Genomic DNA, 17,152 nt, shown 5'->3' with positions numbered 1-17,152 from the left:
GGAACACCAGAATGGAGAGGGTGTTCCGGCCTTTCTTTATATGGAACTTTTGATAAATAATAAAAACAACAGATCGCTGTCCAGGTCATGGAAGAACTGGAACGTCAGGGCAAAAGGATCCCGGAAGATGTTGCGGTAACCGGCTATGATAATTCACTATATGCAAGACAGGGACAGGGCATTACCACTATCACCCATCCCCAGGAAAAACTGGGAGATCGATGCTTATCCGGTTAATGAGATCGCAGAATATGTTCAGGATGTAAGCCAGGGAGATATTGATGTTCTGGTAGAAGAATATTATAATAAATACGATATGATTCTGGATGGACATGACCCTGAGGAATTTAAGAAGCATGTAGCAGTCCAGGCAGGGATCGAGATCGGTTTTGAGCGCTTCCTCGAGGAGAAAAATTATCAGGCTATCGTAACACACTTTGGTGATCTGGGCTCCCTGAAACAGCTTCCGGGACTTGCGATCCAGCGACTGATGGAAAAAGGCTATGGCTTCGGTGGCGAGGGTGACTGGAAAACAGCAGCTATGGGGATTGAAGCGGTTTATATTGATGGCGATACAACGATCCGGAATCTGCAGAATGAGCTGAGATGGAACAGCATGTATTTCAGCAAATAATACGGGAGGTTTTTTACAATGGGAGTAAATGAGGCAAAAACAGCAATTCTTGAGAATCGCACGGCTCTTGGTATTGAGTTTGGTTCCACAAGGATCAAGGCAGTTCTGGTGGACGATAAGAACCAGCCCATCGCATCCGGAGCCTATGAATGGGAGAACCAGTATGTGGATGGTATCTGGACATACAGCCTGGAGGAGATCTGGAAAGGTCTCCAGGGCAGTTACCAGGATATGGCAGAAGATGTTCAGAAAAAATATGGAGTGGAGCTTACAAGCGTAGGTGCGTTTGGTGTCAGTGCCATGATGCATGGCTATATGCCGTTTAATAAAGAGGGAGAGCTGATGGTCCCGTTCCGTACCTGGAGAAACAACATCACAGGAGAAGCCTCTGAGAAGCTGGCAGAGCTTTTCCATTACAATATCCCTCAGAGATGGAGCATCGCACACCTGTATCAGGCGATCCTTAACGGTGAGGAGCATGTAAAAGATATCGATTATATCACCACTCTGGAAGCCTATGTGCACTGGAAACTCACCGGAAAAAGAGTTCTTGGTATCGGTGATGCGGCAGGTATGTTCCCAATCGACAGTGAAACGAAGGACTATAACGAGGAGATGGTTCAGAAGTTCGATGAACTGATTGCGCCTTATGGTTTCCCATGGAAGCTTCGCGATATTATGCCGAAAGCTCTGGTGGCAGGTCAGGATGCAGGAGTTCTTACTGAGGAAGGCGCAAAGCTTCTGGATGTAAGTGGAAAGCTGAAAGCTGGAATCCCGATGTGTCCGCCTGAGGGAGACGCAGGAACCGGTATGGTTGCCACAAACAGTGTCCGCCGGCGTACCGGAAATGTTTCTGCGGGAACATCTGTATTTGCCATGATCGTCCTGGAGAAGGCACTTTCCAAACCGTATAAAGAAATCGATATGGTTACCACTCCGGCAGGAGATCCGGTTGCCATGGCACATTCCAACAACTGTACTTCGGATCTGAACGCATGGGTAAATGTGTTTAAGGAATTTGCAGAAGCTATGGGCATGGAAGTAGATATGAACAAACTGTTCGGAACTCTTTATAACAAAGCCATGGAAGGCGCCCCGGACTGTGGCGGACTTCTTTCCTACTGCTATTTCTCCGGCGAGCATATGACCGGCTTTGAAGAGGGACGTCCACTGTTTGTACGTTCTCCTGAGAGCAAATTTACACTGGCAAACTTTATGCGAAATAATCTTTACACCTGCCTCGGCGCCATGCGTGTAGGTCTGGATATCCTTCTGAATCAGGAGCATGTAAAAATTGATAAGCTTCTGGGCCACGGCGGCCTCTTTAAGACAAAGGGGGTCGGCCAGCAGATTCTTGCAGATGCGGTAGATGCACCGGTATCTGTAATGTCCACAGCAGGAGAAGGCGGAGCCTGGGGAATCGCACTTCTGGCTTCCTATCTGATTAACAGGAGAGAAGGCGAAGACCTTGCGGATTTCCTGGATGAAGATGTCTTCAAAGGAAACGAAGGCAGCACACTGGCGCCGGAAGCAGAAGGTGTGAAAGGATTCAACGCATTTATGGATCGATATATGAAGGGTCTTGGCATTGAGCGTGCGGCTGTAGAGTCTGAGATATGGTAAAACGAAGAACGGATTGAAATAAAAATCTTCGATTTACTGGCATAATAGAAAAATCTGTTAATTTATTGTATGTGCTTAAAGAGGAATATAAATGAAGCAGATGATTTATGAAAAGAAGAAACCGACTCCGGGCCAGCTTGTACATATCATGATCGACCGTCCAATGAACAGTTATCATCCGGAACACAAAGAGCTTTTTTACCCGGTAAATTACGGCTACATCGAAGGAATCATCGCTCCGGACGGCGAGGAACAGGATGTTTACGTTCTGGGGATCGATCATCCGGTAAAAGAATTTACAGGAAAAGTGATAGCCATCATCCACCGCCTTAATGATGTGGAAGACAAATGGGTGGCAGTTCCGGAAGATATGACCATGACAGCTCAGGAGATCAAAGAACAGGTCCGGTTTCAGGAACAGTATTTTGAGACAGAGATAGATATGCTGGAATAACAAAAATATAAAACAGGAGCAGACATGGTACGCCATGTGACTGCTCCTGTTTTTGTACAGGATCCATATATTATATATTTCTGTTATCTGCGATGCAGATAAACTGGATGACAGAGGATGCAAGGGAGCACCGGACTGGATTCTGTGAAAACAGGAATCTATGAAGACTTGTGGATTGATTTTTCTGCTATGAAAATGAATGGATCTCATTGAAAATATTTCTTCATAATGTTATCATTGGACACGAAAAACACAGAAAAAATAAGAAAACAAAAAATTAAACGGTTGTATATTTGTCTGTAATATGACCAGAGACAGCCGGTTAGAGTGTCAGAGAGCAGAATGGTGGGTGGCTGAATGTTTGATGACCAGGGCTATACAGGAGGAGAACAGAATGAAATTAACCATGCTTGGAACAGGTAACGCACTGGTAACAGAGTGCTACAATACATGTTTTGTGCTCAGCGATGAGTACGGCCATTTTCTGGTTGACGGAGGTGGCGGAAATACAGTGCTTTCTCAGCTGAAGAAGGCTGGCGTTGATCTGATGGATGTTCATGAGATCTTTGTTACACATAAGCACGTAGACCATATCATGGGGATCGTGTGGGTGATCCGCATCATTTGCCAGAACATGAAAAAAGGCACTTATCAGGGCGAGGCAAACATCTATGCTCATGATGAAGTGATCGGACTTCTCAAAGACATGGCATTTAAGCTTCTGAATAAGAAGGAGACACAGTACATCGGTGACAGACTTCATCTGATCGAGGTAAAAGACGGCGAGAAAAAAGCAATTCTTAATAAGAAAGTGACCTTCTTTGATATCGGTTCCACCAAGGCGAAACAGTTCGGTTTCCAGATGATCTACGACGGCGGTAAGGTGCTTACCTGTTGCGGAGACGAGCCATACAATGAATGTGAAGAGAAATACGCAAAAGGCAGCGACTGGATGTTCCACGAAGCATTCTGTCTGTATGGACAGCGTGATATCTTCAATCCATATGAGAAGCATCACTCCACAGTTAAGGATGCCAGTGAGCTGGCTGAGAACCTTGGAGTTAAGAATCTTGTCCTGTATCACACAGAGGATAAGAACATTAAGAAACGTAAAGAGCTTTACGGAGCAGAAGGCAGAGAGTATTATCACGGAAATCTGTTTGTTCCGGATGATCTTGATGTGATCGAAATGTAATAACTGTAAAAAGAAAGACTGGAAGTATGGCATATGCTGTATTTCCGGTCTTATTATGTTTGGAAACAGAGAGGATACTAATAAATTTCATAGTACATCTGTCAGGTAGAAAATACTTGTATGGCAAAAAGGTATCGTTTACAATAAAGAATACACACATAGCATTGCAAGAGCATGTCAATAAGAACAGATCTGAAAATTACAGATTCGGATTCGGCAAAAATAAGATTTTACAAATTACGAGGTGACAGAACATATGCCAGCAACAGATAACATCACACTTGAAAAAAAATACAGAAAACTCCAGGAAATCCTCCGTTCCCTGGGAAGTGTAGCCGTAGCTTTTTCCGGTGGAGTGGACTCCACATTTTTGCTGAAAGCTGCACAGGAAACACTTGGCGACAAAGCTATGGCCATTACCGCATGTCCATGCTCCTTCACCGACAGAGAACTGAAAGAAACGCAAGATTTCTGCCAGGAAAATCACATTTGCCAGGAGATATGCAAGATCAACGAATTCGACATCCCGGGGTTCCGTCAGAATCCGCCGGACCGCTGCTATATCTGTAAAAAAGCCATCTTTATCAGACTTTGGGAAGCTGCAAAGGCGCGCCATATGAACATGATCGTGGAAGGTTCCAACATGGATGATCTGGGCGACTACCGTCCGGGAAAAAGGGCTATCCAGGAGCTTGGGGTCCGCAGTCCGCTCCAGGAAGCAGGCCTCTATAAAGAAGAGATCCGGGAGCTGTCAAAAGACATGAATCTTCCAACCTGGAACAAGCCATCCTTCGCCTGTCTTGCTTCCAGATTTGTATACGGTGAGACCATTACCGAGGAGAAGCTTCACATGGTAGATCAGGCCGAGCAGTTTCTGATGGATCTGGGATTCCATCAGTTCCGTGTTCGCATCCACGGTACCATGGCAAGGATCGAGGTTCCGGAAGAAGAGATCCTGAAAATTGCAGATAATGAAATAAGAACAAAGATCACAGAGAAATTCCGTACATTGGGATTTTCTTACGTGACTCTGGATCTTCAGGGCTTCCGTTCCGGAAGTATGAATGAAACACTGGGAAAATAAGTATCAGAAAATAAAATAATCCCCCGGAAATACCGCGCGAGAAGTATTTCCGGGGGATTGCTGCACGAATAGAACCGGAGGTTCTGTTACTGTGTTCAAATCTTAATTTTCGGATTGAGAATATTTGTCTGGCAGGCTGTATATCTTACATATAATCCTTCAGCACATCATGATCCCGCAGTACCTTCTCAACCACAGTACCCTTCACAACATTAAGAAGTGGTTTCTTCAGTGCATTTAGCGGCCCTGGCAGCTGGATCTCCAGCGGGGATTTTCCGTCCATCAGCTTCACACTGCTGTCCAGAAGCTCACGGATATCGTAAACGCTTCCCCATACTTCCGGAACCCCACGGTCTACACCGAAAAGTCCGTATACAGCCTCCATTGCAGTACGTACGGAATATTCTGTTGTGAATACGGTATCACGAGGAGTTTCCGCAAACTGGCCCAGGAATGCAAAGTTTACACAGCCATCCGGGATAACATCCGGGCGGTCACCTTTGGTACGGGGCATGAAGAATGCGGTGATGTACGGCATCATGGTCGGAACGCAGACAGCGCTGTTTTCTGCCATATCGTCGATCTGATCTACCGGAACACCCAGGTGGTACAGCCACTCGGCGGTAATTTCCTTACCGGTACAATCTTTCATCGGTTTCTTGATATAGTCACCAGGAACATCGGTAAACAGTCCGTAAACCCATACGCAGACCTTTTTCGGGTCCTGATCCTTGAACTGTCCCTGACGGTTGATGGTCCAGCTTAAGAGCCACTTGGAATCCTGGCAGCTTACGATACCGCCGGTAACAACCTTGCCGGTACGTGGGTCACGCTGGCAGATGTTGGTGATATACGGGATGATATGGTCGTCCAGAGTGGTGACAGTAGCGGATTCCCAGTTTGTCTTGGCAATGTCTGAGCAGAATTTCTCCGGATGTCCGAAGGACGGATCCTGAGCCGCGATATTTTTCCACAGGGACCAAACGCCACTGGTACGGACCTCCGCATCGCCGTTTGGCGCGTGGTTCTGGTCGCCGTAGATCGTACCCTCTGTACAGCTTCCGTTAGTGACGAAAACATAATCATTTTCTGTAAGAAGGATGCCCTGCTCCACATCTTTTACCTTGCATTCGATAGCAGTGGCGATCTTTTTGCCATCTTTAAAATTAAAGATCACGTTTGTGACCTCAGTATTAAACTGGAAGTCAACACCTGCATCCTCCAGATATTTTTTCATGGGAAGAATCAGGGATTCGTACTGGTTGTACTTGGTGAATTTCAGGGCGCTGAAATCCGGAAGACCTGCAATGTGGTGGATAAAACGCTGGAAGTAAAGCTTCATCTCCAGAGCACTGTGCCAGTTTTCAAATGCGAACATGGTCCTCCAGTACAGCCAGAAGGTGGAATCAAATACTTCATCATCAAATACATCTTCGATGGTTTTATCGTAAAGATCCTCATCCTTTGTCATGAACAGCTTCATGATCTCCATGCAGCCCTTCTGGCTCAGGTTAAATTTTCCGTCGGTGTGGGCATCCTGTCCACGGTTGACGGTTGCACGGCAGAGAGAATAGTTCGGGTCGTGCTTGTTCAGCCAGTAGAACTCGTCCAGAACAGAAGCACCCGGTTTTTCAAGGGAAGGAATACTGCGGAAAAGATCCCACAGGCACTCGAAATGGTTTTCCATCTCACGACCGCCACGCATGATATAGCCTCTGGACGGATCAAAGATTCCATCGCAGGCACCTCCGGCAATATCCATGGCTTCCAGGATGTGGATATGATCACCTGGCATCTGTGCGTCTCTTACCAGGAAGCATGCAGCAGCCAGGGAAGCAAGACCGCTTCCTACAATGTAGGCATGCTTGTCGTCCACACCTTCCGGTTTTTCCGGACGGGCAAAGGCTTCGTAGTTACCGTTGGAATAATAAATCCCTTTGCTGTTTTTGTCATGCTTTCCACGCTCGGTGTTGCGGTAGTTTGTAGTAGTTTCTTTCACATGGAGGTTTTCCTCTTCGTTGATCTCTCTTGTTTTTTTCATCAGCATGGCTGCGCCGGCTCCGGCTGCCGCAAGTGCTGCAAGTCCCATGAATCCTTTTTTATCTGACATATGACATCCACCTTTCGTAAATGAGATACCTGTTTGTATCGGATTAACTGTTCTTTGTTGCTGTTGAGGCTATGATAGCCCATCCGGAAAAAAGATTCTATTTACAAAATACCGAAAGTGTTCAGTTTTTTATCATTATGTCTGTTTTGATAAGTTTTTATTCTGTATGCATTTCTGCTGTTTTGTTTCTGGCGGCAAAATTGCGGATGGCGTTGTCGATGCTTCCGTACAGTGCGGTTGCGGTATCATCTGCGATTTCGCGATAATCTTCGCGCATGCCGTTTTTGATCCAGTCCAGCATGATCCCTACAAAGCTGTATTTATATAGATCTGAGATAAAAATTTTCTGTTCATCCGTGATGGGGATATCTTTTGATTTTTCTGTTACCACGCCCATAAGAAGATCGCAGGTAAGCTGGAACAGATAATTCTCGATCTGTTCCCGCCCCACGCAGCGGTATACATTTAAGATAAACGGCTTGTTTTCCATCACGGCATCAAAGATCTGCAGAAGCCCTTCATGCCAGGTGGAAGAGGTTTTTTTGCCCTGAAGGGCAATTCTGGCATCTTCCAGACAGCACCACTCCACAAGATCATAGATATCTTTGAAATGATAGTAAAAAGTCATGCGGCTGATCCCGCAGTCCGTAGTCAGGTCGTTGATGGTGATCTTATCTAAAGGCTTCTTAAGAAGCAGATGTTTCAGGGATTCTTCCAGGGCAAGCTTGGTTGCGTTTGTCATGTCTTGCGGCCTCCTTTGGCAAGGTTATAGTTATTAATATAACATGAAAGTGCACAGAAAATCCATGTTAAACAGTGACTTTTCTGTGAAATTATGATAGACTGAACTTGGAATATTTTGCGGAACAGAACGGAGTGTACTATGAAGAAAAAATCAGTTTGTATCCTGCTGATCTTTGCTGCCGTGATAGTACTTACTTATGTGACAGGAGAATCCTATTACAGAGGAATCAGTGAAAAAGCAGGGTTGGATAAACAGGAAGAGAAAATATATAAATATCAGTATGACATGATCGTGGACAGCCCCGATTCCCAGTTCTGGCAGGCAGTATATGACAGTGCGAAGAAAAAAGCAGCTCCCAATAATGTACTGATTGAGATCATGGGGCCGGACAGAGAAACATCCTATGATAAACTTGATTATATGAATATGAGTATTGCGGCCAAGGCGGATGGTATTATCCTGCAGTATAATGGAGAAGCCGGTCTGGAAGAAGCAATCAATACTGCAGTAAGAAACGGAATACCGGTGGTTACAGTCATGAGTGATGCGGTGCACAGCCGCCGCCAGAGCTTTGTGGGAGTCAGCGATTATCAGCTTGGCATGGCTTACGGGGAAATTGTTGCCAAATACGTGGATGAGAACACGAAGAAGATCCTGATCCTGCAGAAACGGGACATTGATGATATGAACGAAAGTCAGATATACACTCAGATCAGCAATGCGGTGAAGATGGCAGCTGGTTCTGAGGATATTGAGATCAAGGGAAGGAATCTTCTGTCAACAGGAACCTTTGAAACAGAGGAGGCAGTTACTGATATTTTTCAGCAGAAGCGGAATGTTCCGGATATCCTTGTGTGTATGGATGAGGAGACAACGGAGTGTGCAAGACAGGCAATTCTGGATTTCAACCTTGCAGGAAAAGTGAAGATCATTGGTTATTATACATCTGAGGATATTCTGGCGGCAGTTGAAAAAGGTGTTATTTCAGTTACCTGTGATGTGGACACGACCCAGCTGGGACAGTACAGTGTGGAGGCAGTTACCAGCTATATAGAAGATGGAAGAACCAATTCTTTCTACAACGTAGACATTAATTTTCTTGACAGAACAGCAGTGAAGAAGATGAGGAGGGAGGCAGTCACAGATGAAAAAGATCCGTTGGAGTGACTTTTCTCTTGTAAGCAAGATCATGATCGAGGTTGGCGTGCTGGCAGTTTTACTGTTCAGCATCAACATGCTGTTTTATGCGCGGATCAACAACTCCATGCAGGAGATGGATGATGTGTATGCCAGCAATGCCCAGATCACAGAGCTTGGGCAGGTTTTTGACGATGTGCAGGACAGTATGTACCAGTATCTGAAGGTAAAAAACTCTCAGGCACTGATGGATTATTATCAGAATGAGGCGAAATACAGGCAGGAGCTGGAGAAGTTAAATGAACGGAATATTGATGATTCCGTAAAACTTCTGGAGAAGAAGATACGTAAGATGTCGGAATCATATCTTTCCTGTACCGCAGGAACTGTAGCTGCCAAGAGAGGCAGGAATGTGGAGAAATATAAGCAGGAATATGATGAAAGTCTGGAGCTTTACAGTTATATCCAGAGTTCTATGGATGAGCTGAACAAGCAGCTTTTTAAAGAAAATTCCCAGACTTATGCAGCTCTCCGGGCGGTTATGAGATATCTGGAGATCAGTAATATGATGATCATGCTTCTGGTGGTGATCTGTGGAATGTTCCTTCTGATCATGGCAACAAGGGAGATGTTCCTGCCGCTGACTAATATGGCAGAAACTGCACAGCTGGTAGGTCAGGGGAATTTTAATGTAAAGATGCCCCCAGCAGATTCCAGGGATGAGCTTGGAACGGTAACAAGAGCCTTTAATACCATGGTGGATAATCTTGGTCTTTACATTGCCAGGACAAAGGCCAGCATGGAAAAAGAACAGCAGATGATAGAGAGGGAGCTTTTGATGGAAACACATCTCAAGGAGGCACAGCTTAAGTATCTCCAGTCTCAGATCAACCCGCATTTCCTTTTTAATTCCCTGAATGCAGGAGTACAGCTTGCAATGATGGAGGATGCAGAAAAAACCAGTATCTTTGTGGAAAAGATGGCAGATTTTTTTCGCTACAATGTAAAGAAGGGTGAGGAAGATGCCACACTGGAGGAAGAACTGGAGGCTGTGGATAATTACATTTATATTCTGAATGTACGGTTTGCCGGGGACATCCATTTTTCAAAAAAAGTGGAATGTGATGTGGAAAATGTACGTGTTCCCAGTATGATCCTGCAGCCGGTTGTGGAAAACGCAGTCAATCATGGAATCCGGAATATAGATTGGGAAGGACATATTGATCTCAGTGTGGAGAAATGGAACGACCATATTGAGATCAGTGTTCGGGATAACGGACTGGGCATGACCGGAGAACAGATACAAAGAGTACTGTCAAAAAAAGTCCACAGCAGTTCAGGCGAGGGTGATTCCACGGGAATCGGAATGAATAATGTGATCAGCCGTCTGGAACTATATTATGAGCGGGACGGATTAATGGAAATATACAGTGAAGGTGAAGGAATGGGAACAGAGGTAGTGATCAATATTCCTCTGGAGAGGAGCGAAAAAAATGTACAGAATCCTGATTGCTGATGATGAGGGGATCATGCTGGAATCCCTGAAAAATATTATAAGTTCCAACTATGGAAATGAATGTGAGATCCATACAGCCAAGACAGGCCGTGTGGTTGTGGAGGAGGCGGAGAAATATCCGCCGGATATCTGCTTTATGGACATTCAGATGCCGGGCTTAAGTGGGATCCAGGCAATCCGGGAAATTCAGAAATTTAACAGATCTGTGGTCTTTGTGATCATTACAGCCTATGATAAATTTAATTATGCCAAGGAAGCGGTAAATCTTGGAGTTATGGAATTTCTTACCAAGCCGGTAAACAAAAAGGTGATTTTGGAAACATGCTCCAAAGCTATGGAAAAGGTAGATTACACAAGACAGAAGCGAAGCGATGATCTCCGTATCCGTGAAAAGCTGGAGACAGTTGTGCCCATGATCGAAAGCGGATATATCAATAATATTCTTCTGCAGGATGATTTTCAGACATATCAGGATAATTACAGGGAGCTTCTGGATATCCGGGAAGAATATGGATATATGATCGTGGCTGAATTCGGGGATTCCACGGAAAATGGCGTTCTTACCAATGCGGTGGGGGCCAGTGTGAAGGCAAACAAATTTTATTCCACATTCCGGGAAATCGCTCAGGGATTTTTTGAATGTCTGGTAGGACCCATTATGGGAAACCGTATTGTACTGCTTGTTCCATACCGTAATTCCAGGGAGTCCTATGAGGAACGTGTGGAGGTTGTAACAAGAACCAGAAACATGGTACATAAGCTGGAAAGCAGGATCGACAGTAAATTTCGCTGTGGTATCGGCCGGGTGAAGGAGATGGGAAGCACCATGAAAGAATCCTTCAAGGAGGCCATGATCGCACTTCGGGAAAGCACCAGCCATGTTATACATATTGAGGATGTTCCGGCTGCACAGAAATATGACGGCGAATATCCAAGAGATCTGGAACGTCGCTATGAAAAGCGGGTGATGGATAAGGATGTGGCAGGAGCTTTAAGCTGTGCCGAGGAATTTATCAGGTGGATGGAGAAGCAGCCGGGAGTAGATCTGGAGGACATGCGCATCAAGATCCTGGAGCTTGTGATGGGAGTGGAAAAAAAGGCCTTTTTTGCAGGTACCGTGAAATATGCGATCAGCTGCCGCAGAAATTATATTCATGAGATCCAGGAATATACAGATATAGAAGGAATGAAAAAATGGTTCCTGGGCAAAACATCAGAAATCTGCAGTAACATGGAAAGTGCAAGGGAAAAAGAAGCGGTTTCTATTATCGAAAAAGCAAAGTCCTATATTCGGGACAATTACAAAAAAGATATTTCACTGGATGAGGTGTCACGGGAGGTGGATATCAGCCCTTATTATTTCAGCAAGCTTTTTAAGCAGGAGACCGGAGGAAATTTTATCGAGTATCTTACAGAAGTGCGGCTTCGGAATGCAAGAGAACTTCTCAAAGATTCAGGGCTTTCCATCAAGGAGATCTGTGCGGAATCCGGATACAGCGACCCCAATTATTTCAGCAGGATATTCAAAAAATACGAAGGCGTGACACCAAGTGAATTCAGAGAGAGGTTGAGGTAGACAATATGAGCGGGGGGAAAATGATCAGGAAGCTGTTGATCTTGCTGTGTCTGTTGACATTGATGCTGAATGGCTGTGCTTCCGAAAAAATAAAGCAGACAGCTGCACAGGAAAACGATACAGAGGAAGACAGTGGTGAAAAGAAAATTCAGATCGGTCTTACAGTGGATTCCTTTGTTATTGAGAGGTGGATTCGTGACAGGGATGCATTCGTGGCAACCGCAAGGGAATTGGGAGCGGAAGTGAATGTTCAGGATGCGGGAGCAGATACAAAAGAGCAGATCAGCCAGATCGACTATTTTATCAGGAAGCATATGGATGTGATCGTGATCATTGCCAGAGACTGCAAGGCATTATCTGAGGCTGTGGAGCGTGCCCACAATGTAGGGATCAGGGTGATCTCCTATGACCGTATGGTAAATGATGCGGATACAGACATGTATATTTCCTTTGATAACCGGAAAGTCGGAGAGGTCATGGCACAGTCCATGATGGAAGCGATCCCTGATGGCGGAAAGATTTTTATGGTCCAGGGATCTGCTTCAGATAACAATGTGGACATGGTAAAAGAGGGATTTGAAGACACTCTGAAAAACAGTGATCTGAAGGTGGTTTACGAAGCCAACTGTGAGGGCTGGGTCGCGGAGCTGGCAGCAGATTATGTGGAGGAGGCACTGGAAGAGTACCCCGATGTAAAGGGAATCATGTGTGGAAATGATGATATTGCCAGCCAGGTGATACAGGTTCTTGCGGAAAACCAGCTTGCCGGACAGGTGATCGTGGTAGGCCAGGATGGTGATCTGGCTGCATGTCAGCGTATTGTAGAAGGAACCCAGTACATGACAGCATTTAAATCTATCGAAGATCTGGCATGCCAGGCAGCTGAATATGCGGTGAAGATGGCAGAAGAGGGAAAGCTTCCGTCAGATGTGACAGATACCATGAACGATGGAAGCTACGATATCCCGGCGAAGGTGCTGGAACCGGTTGCCGTTACAAGGGATAATATTGATGAGGTGATCATTGACGGCGGTTTCCACAGAAGGGATGAAGTATATCTCAATACAGATTATGATACAGAGTAATGCAGAACAGATTGCATACCGGCATATATGTGGTGGTGAAATTCTGCAAGTAATGTGGCAGTGTAGCCATATGTGCAATAATACACAATTATGACAAAAATCAATAGCAGATTTTTGGTGCAAAAATGTCTTGCCTGATGCAGGGCATTTTTCTTTTGCAAAAAAATGTCTCTGTCATTGCCAACTATGTCCAGACAGTCCTGTGCTATAGTAACATCATCGAAGGAAACGTGATTCAAAAAACAAATAATGAAACGGAGGATTTTACAATGAAAAGAAAAATGGTATCTGCACTTCTTTGCGCAACAATGGTAGCTGGTATGGTGGTAGTTCCGGCAGCAACAGCACAGGCAGCAGACAAGAAACTGATCGGTGTTACCATGCCGACCAAGGATCTCCAGAGATGGAACCAGGATGGCGAGAACATGAAGAAAGAGCTGGAGGCAGCAGGATATGAAGTAGACCTTCAGTATGCATCCAACGACGTAAGCACACAGGTTTCCCAGCTTGAGAACCAGGTAGCAAACGGATGCGACCTTCTGGTTGTGGCATCCATCGACGGAAGCAGCCTTGGCGAGCCTCTGAAACAGGCCAAAGAAAAAGGAATTCCGGTTATCTCCTATGACCGTCTTCTTATGAATTCTGATGCAGTTTCCTATTATGCAACATTTGATAACTACAAAGTAGGACAGAAACAGGGCGAGTACCTGGTAGACGCACTGGATCTTGATAATCAGGACGGACCATTCAACATCGAGCTGTTCACAGGAGATCCTGGTGATAACAACTGTAACTTCTTCTTCGGTGGTGCAATGGATGTTCTCCAGAAATACATCGATGACGGTAAGCTGGTAGTAAAATCCGGACAGACAGAGTTCGAGCAGGTTGCTACCGCAAACTGGGATAGTGCAAAAGCACAGGACAGAATGGATACCATCATCGCAGGTAACTACTCTGACGGAACAAACCTTGACGCAGTTCTCTGCTCCAACGATTCCACAGCCCTTGGTGTTGAGAATGCACTGGCAGCTTCCTACACAGGAGAATATCCGATCATCACCGGTCAGGACTGTGATACACCGAACGTTAAGAACCTTGTAGCAGGAAAACAGGCAATGTCCGTATTTAAAGATACAAGAGCTCTTGCATCTGCAGTAGTAAAAATGGTTGACTCCATCATGAAAGGTGAGGAGCCGGAAGTGAACGATACAAAATCCTATGATAACGGAACAGGTGTCATCCCGACATACCTTTGCGATCCGGTTGTTGTTACAACAGATAACTACAAAGAAATCCTGATCGATTCCGGATACTACACAGAGGATCAGATCAAATAATCATAATTTTTAAGAAAGAAATTTATCACATGCAGGCGGGGAATATAACCGCCTGCATGAACAGTGGAAAGGGAGGGAAATTGAGTTGGCTAAGATACTTCTGGAAATGAAAAATATCACCAAAACTTTCCCAGGTGTAAAGGCACTGGATAATGTTAATCTCCAGGTCGAGGAAGGCGAGATCCACGCACTGGTAGGTGAGAACGGTGCCGGTAAATCTACATTAATGAATGTATTAAGTGGTATATATCCGTACGGCTCGTATGAAGGAAATATTATTTACGATGGTGAGATCTGTAAATTTAACACCATCAAAGACAGTGAACATAAAGGAATTGTGATCATTCACCAGGAACTGGCACTGATCCCGTATATGACCATCGGTGAAAACATGTACCTGGGCAATGAAAGAGGCAGGAGCTTTTCCATTAACTGGAATGAAACTTATGGGGAAGCAGATAAATATTTGAAAATAGTGGGACTGGAGGAATCCTCCAGAACTTTGATCAAGGATATCGGTGTAGGTAAACAGCAGTTGGTTGAGATCGCAAAGGCACTTGCAAAGAATGCAAAGCTGCTCATTCTGGATGAGCCTACCGCATCACTGAACGAAGATGACTCCAAAGCTCTTCTGGATCTTCTTCTGAAATTCAAGAAGCAGGGAATGACCTCTATCATCATTTCCCATAAATTAAATGAGATTTCCTATGTGGCAGATAAGATCACAGTTATCCGAGATGGATCTACCATTGAAACACTGGATAAAAGGAAAGACGATTTTTCTGAGCAGAGGATCATTCAGGGAATGGTTGGACGTGAGATGACAGACCGGTTCCCGAAACGTCCAAATGTAAAGATCGGCGATGTTTCCATGGAAGTTAAGAACTGGAATGTTTACCATCCTCTGTATACAGAACGTAAGGTGGTAAATAACGTATCCTTTAAAGTACATAAAGGAGAGGTTGTCGGTATTTCAGGACTGATGGGAGCAGGACGTACAGAATTGGCCATGAGTATTTTTGGCAAGAGCTATGGAACTAAGATTTCCGGCCAGGTGTTCATGAATGGAAAAGAAGTGAAGCTGAATACAGTTCAGGAGGCTATTGACAACAAGCTCGCCTATGTTACAGAGGATCGAAAAGGAAACGGATTGATTCTTTCCAAGTCCATAAAGATGAACACTACACTTGCAAACATGTCCGGTATCAGTAATGGAAAAGTGATCGATACGGATAAAGAATACGCAGTTGCTGAGGAATACAGGAAGAAACTGAAAACCAAGTGTCCGACAGTTGAGCAGAATGTCGGAAACCTGAGCGGTGGTAATCAGCAGAAGGTCCTTCTTGCAAAATGGATGTTTGCAGAGCCGGATATTCTGATCTTGGATGAACCTACAAGAGGTATTGACGTAGGTGCCAAATATGAAATCTACTGTATCATCAATGACCTGGTCGCAGCAGGAAAATCTGTGATCATGATCTCTTCTGAGCTTCCGGAAGTGCTTGGAATGTCAGACAGAATCTATATCATGAACGAGGGCAGATTCGTAGGTGAGGTAAGTGGTGAGGAAGCTACATCTGAGCTGATCATGTCCAGGATCGTGAAGTCAGGTAAAGGAGAGTAAGAAGATGGAGAAAAAGATTAGTTTTTCAGAAATATTAAAAAAATATACCATGGTCATTGTTCTGGTATTTGTTGTGATCATGTTTTCTGTGAACACAAAGGGCGTTATGCTTCTTCCGCAGAATGTAAATAACCTGGTAGCCCAGAATGCATATGTATTTATTCTTGCAACCGGTATGCTGTTCTGTATTTTAACAGGTGGTAACATCGATCTGTCAGTTGGTTCTGTTGTATGCTTTGTTGCTGCTGTCGGTGGTAAGATGATGGTTCTCAACAGTATGAACCCGTATCTCACTATGATCGTGATGCTTCTTGTGGGTATTGCCATTGGTGCATGGCAGGGATTCTGGATCGCTTATGTACGAATTCCTCCATTTATTGTTACTCTGGCAGGTATGCTTGCTTTTCGTGGCCTTTCCAACGTAGTTCTGGAAGGACAGACCCTGGCCCCGATGCCGGATGCTTATCTGGCTCTGTTCAATAACTATATTCCGGACTTCCTTGGTGGAGGTGAAGGATTTAACAGAACATGTTTCGTAGTTGGCATTATTGTCTGCATCGTCTATGTTGCACTTGTTATGAAAAACCGTGCAGACCGTGCAAAAAAAGGCTACAGTGTTGAGTCTTTCGGTGGTGTTGCAGTGAAGATGGTTCTGATCTGTGTAGTTGTTCTTGCATTCATGTTCAGACTTGCTCAGTACAAAGGTATCCCGAATTCTCTTCTCTGGGTTGCAGTGATCATCGCGATCTATACATACATTGCTTCCAAGACTACAACAGGCCGTTATTTCTACGCAGTTGGTGGTAATGAGAAGGCAACAAAGCTTTCCGGTATTGATACGAACAAAGTTTATTTCCTTGCTTACTTGAACATGGGTCTTCTGGCTGCTATCGCAGGTATGGTGACAATGGCCAGATTGAATTCTTCCAACCCGCAGGCTGGTACAAACTTTGAGATGGATGCGATCGGTGCTTGTTTTATTGGTGGTGCTTCTGCTTATGGTGGTACCGGTACAGTTCCTGGTGTTATCAT

At 44.8% G+C, this 17,152-nt stretch carries 14 protein-coding genes and 1 pseudogene; 13 read left to right on the top strand and 2 right to left on the bottom strand.

The genetic code is table 11. The annotated features are described in order from the left end of the window. Positions 1-87 precede the first annotated feature (87 nt). From NE638_RS18190 to larE, 6 genes and pseudogenes are all read left to right on the top strand, one after another. On the top strand, positions 88-237 hold the full coding sequence (locus NE638_RS18190) for a substrate-binding domain-containing protein (RefSeq protein ID WP_256137108.1): 150 nt from the start codon (positions 88-90) through the stop codon (positions 235-237). Continuing rightward, a pseudogene (locus NE638_RS03770) lies at positions 212-544 on the top strand (L-arabinose isomerase family protein); the annotation flags it as partial. The gene NE638_RS18190 and the pseudogene NE638_RS03770, both read left to right, overlap by 26 nt. Positions 545-652: 108 nt before the next feature. Further along, positions 653-2,257 carry a xylulokinase gene (locus NE638_RS03765; protein ID WP_173745827.1) on the top strand — a complete coding sequence of 535 codons (1,605 nt, stop codon included), beginning with the start codon at positions 653-655 and terminating at the stop codon, positions 2,255-2,257. Positions 2,258-2,348: 91 nt separating this feature from the next. Then, positions 2,349-2,711, top strand: a complete 363-nt coding sequence (locus NE638_RS03760) for an inorganic diphosphatase (RefSeq protein WP_244094794.1) — start codon at positions 2,349-2,351, stop codon at positions 2,709-2,711. Positions 2,712-3,105: 394 nt separating this feature from the next. Continuing rightward, positions 3,106-3,906, top strand: coding sequence for an MBL fold metallo-hydrolase (locus tag NE638_RS03755; protein ID WP_173745794.1), 801 nt, complete (start codon positions 3,106-3,108; stop codon positions 3,904-3,906). 256 nt (positions 3,907-4,162) lie between these two features. Beyond that, entirely contained in the window at positions 4,163-4,990 is an 828-nt protein-coding gene (larE, locus tag NE638_RS03750; protein ID WP_173745793.1) for an ATP-dependent sacrificial sulfur transferase LarE, read from the top strand. A gap of 145 nt (positions 4,991-5,135) precedes the next feature. Here larE and NE638_RS03745 read toward each other — a convergent pair whose 3' ends face one another. Then, positions 5,136-7,100 (bottom strand): oleate hydratase, encoded by a 1,965-nt coding sequence (locus NE638_RS03745; protein ID WP_110103302.1) that lies wholly within the window; start codon positions 7,098-7,100, stop codon positions 5,136-5,138. Between the two features lie 157 nt (positions 7,101-7,257). Beyond that, on the bottom strand, positions 7,258-7,842 hold the full coding sequence (locus tag NE638_RS03740) for a TetR/AcrR family transcriptional regulator (protein ID WP_022426663.1): 585 nt from the start codon (positions 7,840-7,842) through the stop codon (positions 7,258-7,260). A 141-nt stretch (positions 7,843-7,983) separates the two neighbouring features. On the opposite strand from NE638_RS03740, the gene NE638_RS03735 reads away from it, so the two are divergent. The 7 genes from NE638_RS03735 to NE638_RS03705 all read left to right on the top strand — a co-directional run. After that, positions 7,984-9,012 carry a sugar ABC transporter substrate-binding protein gene (locus NE638_RS03735; protein ID WP_022426664.1) on the top strand — a complete coding sequence of 343 codons (1,029 nt, stop codon included), beginning with the start codon at positions 7,984-7,986 and terminating at the stop codon, positions 9,010-9,012. Then, positions 8,990-10,498, top strand: coding sequence for a sensor histidine kinase (locus NE638_RS03730; RefSeq protein ID WP_022426665.1), 1,509 nt, complete (start codon positions 8,990-8,992; stop codon positions 10,496-10,498). Before NE638_RS03735 ends, NE638_RS03730 begins: the two co-directional genes overlap by 23 nt. Next, entirely contained in the window at positions 10,476-12,074 is a 1,599-nt protein-coding gene (locus NE638_RS03725; protein WP_022426666.1) for a response regulator transcription factor, read from the top strand. The genes NE638_RS03730 and NE638_RS03725 overlap by 23 nt, the downstream gene beginning before the upstream one ends. A gap of 5 nt (positions 12,075-12,079) precedes the next feature. Beyond that, positions 12,080-13,159, top strand: a complete 1,080-nt coding sequence (locus tag NE638_RS03720) for a sugar ABC transporter substrate-binding protein (RefSeq protein ID WP_022426667.1) — start codon at positions 12,080-12,082, stop codon at positions 13,157-13,159. Positions 13,160-13,467: 308 nt separating this feature from the next. Beyond that, on the top strand, positions 13,468-14,496 hold the full coding sequence (chvE, locus tag NE638_RS03715; protein ID WP_227574350.1) for a multiple monosaccharide ABC transporter substrate-binding protein: 1,029 nt from the start codon (positions 13,468-13,470) through the stop codon (positions 14,494-14,496). Between the two features lie 85 nt (positions 14,497-14,581). Next, a complete protein-coding gene (mmsA, locus tag NE638_RS03710) occupies positions 14,582-16,120 on the top strand; it encodes a multiple monosaccharide ABC transporter ATP-binding protein (protein WP_173745792.1) in 1,539 nt (512 codons plus the stop codon). Positions 16,121-16,124: 4 nt separating this feature from the next. After that, on the top strand, positions 16,125-17,152 hold a 1,028-nt coding region (locus NE638_RS03705; RefSeq protein WP_173740086.1), incomplete at its 3' end, for an ABC transporter permease subunit.

This window comes from Blautia sp. MSK.18.38 (genome assembly GCF_024460535.1).
GTDB lineage: Bacteria > Bacillota > Clostridia > Lachnospirales > Lachnospiraceae > Blautia_A > Blautia_A fusiformis.
This window is presented reverse-complemented; position numbering and strand designations above follow the sequence as displayed.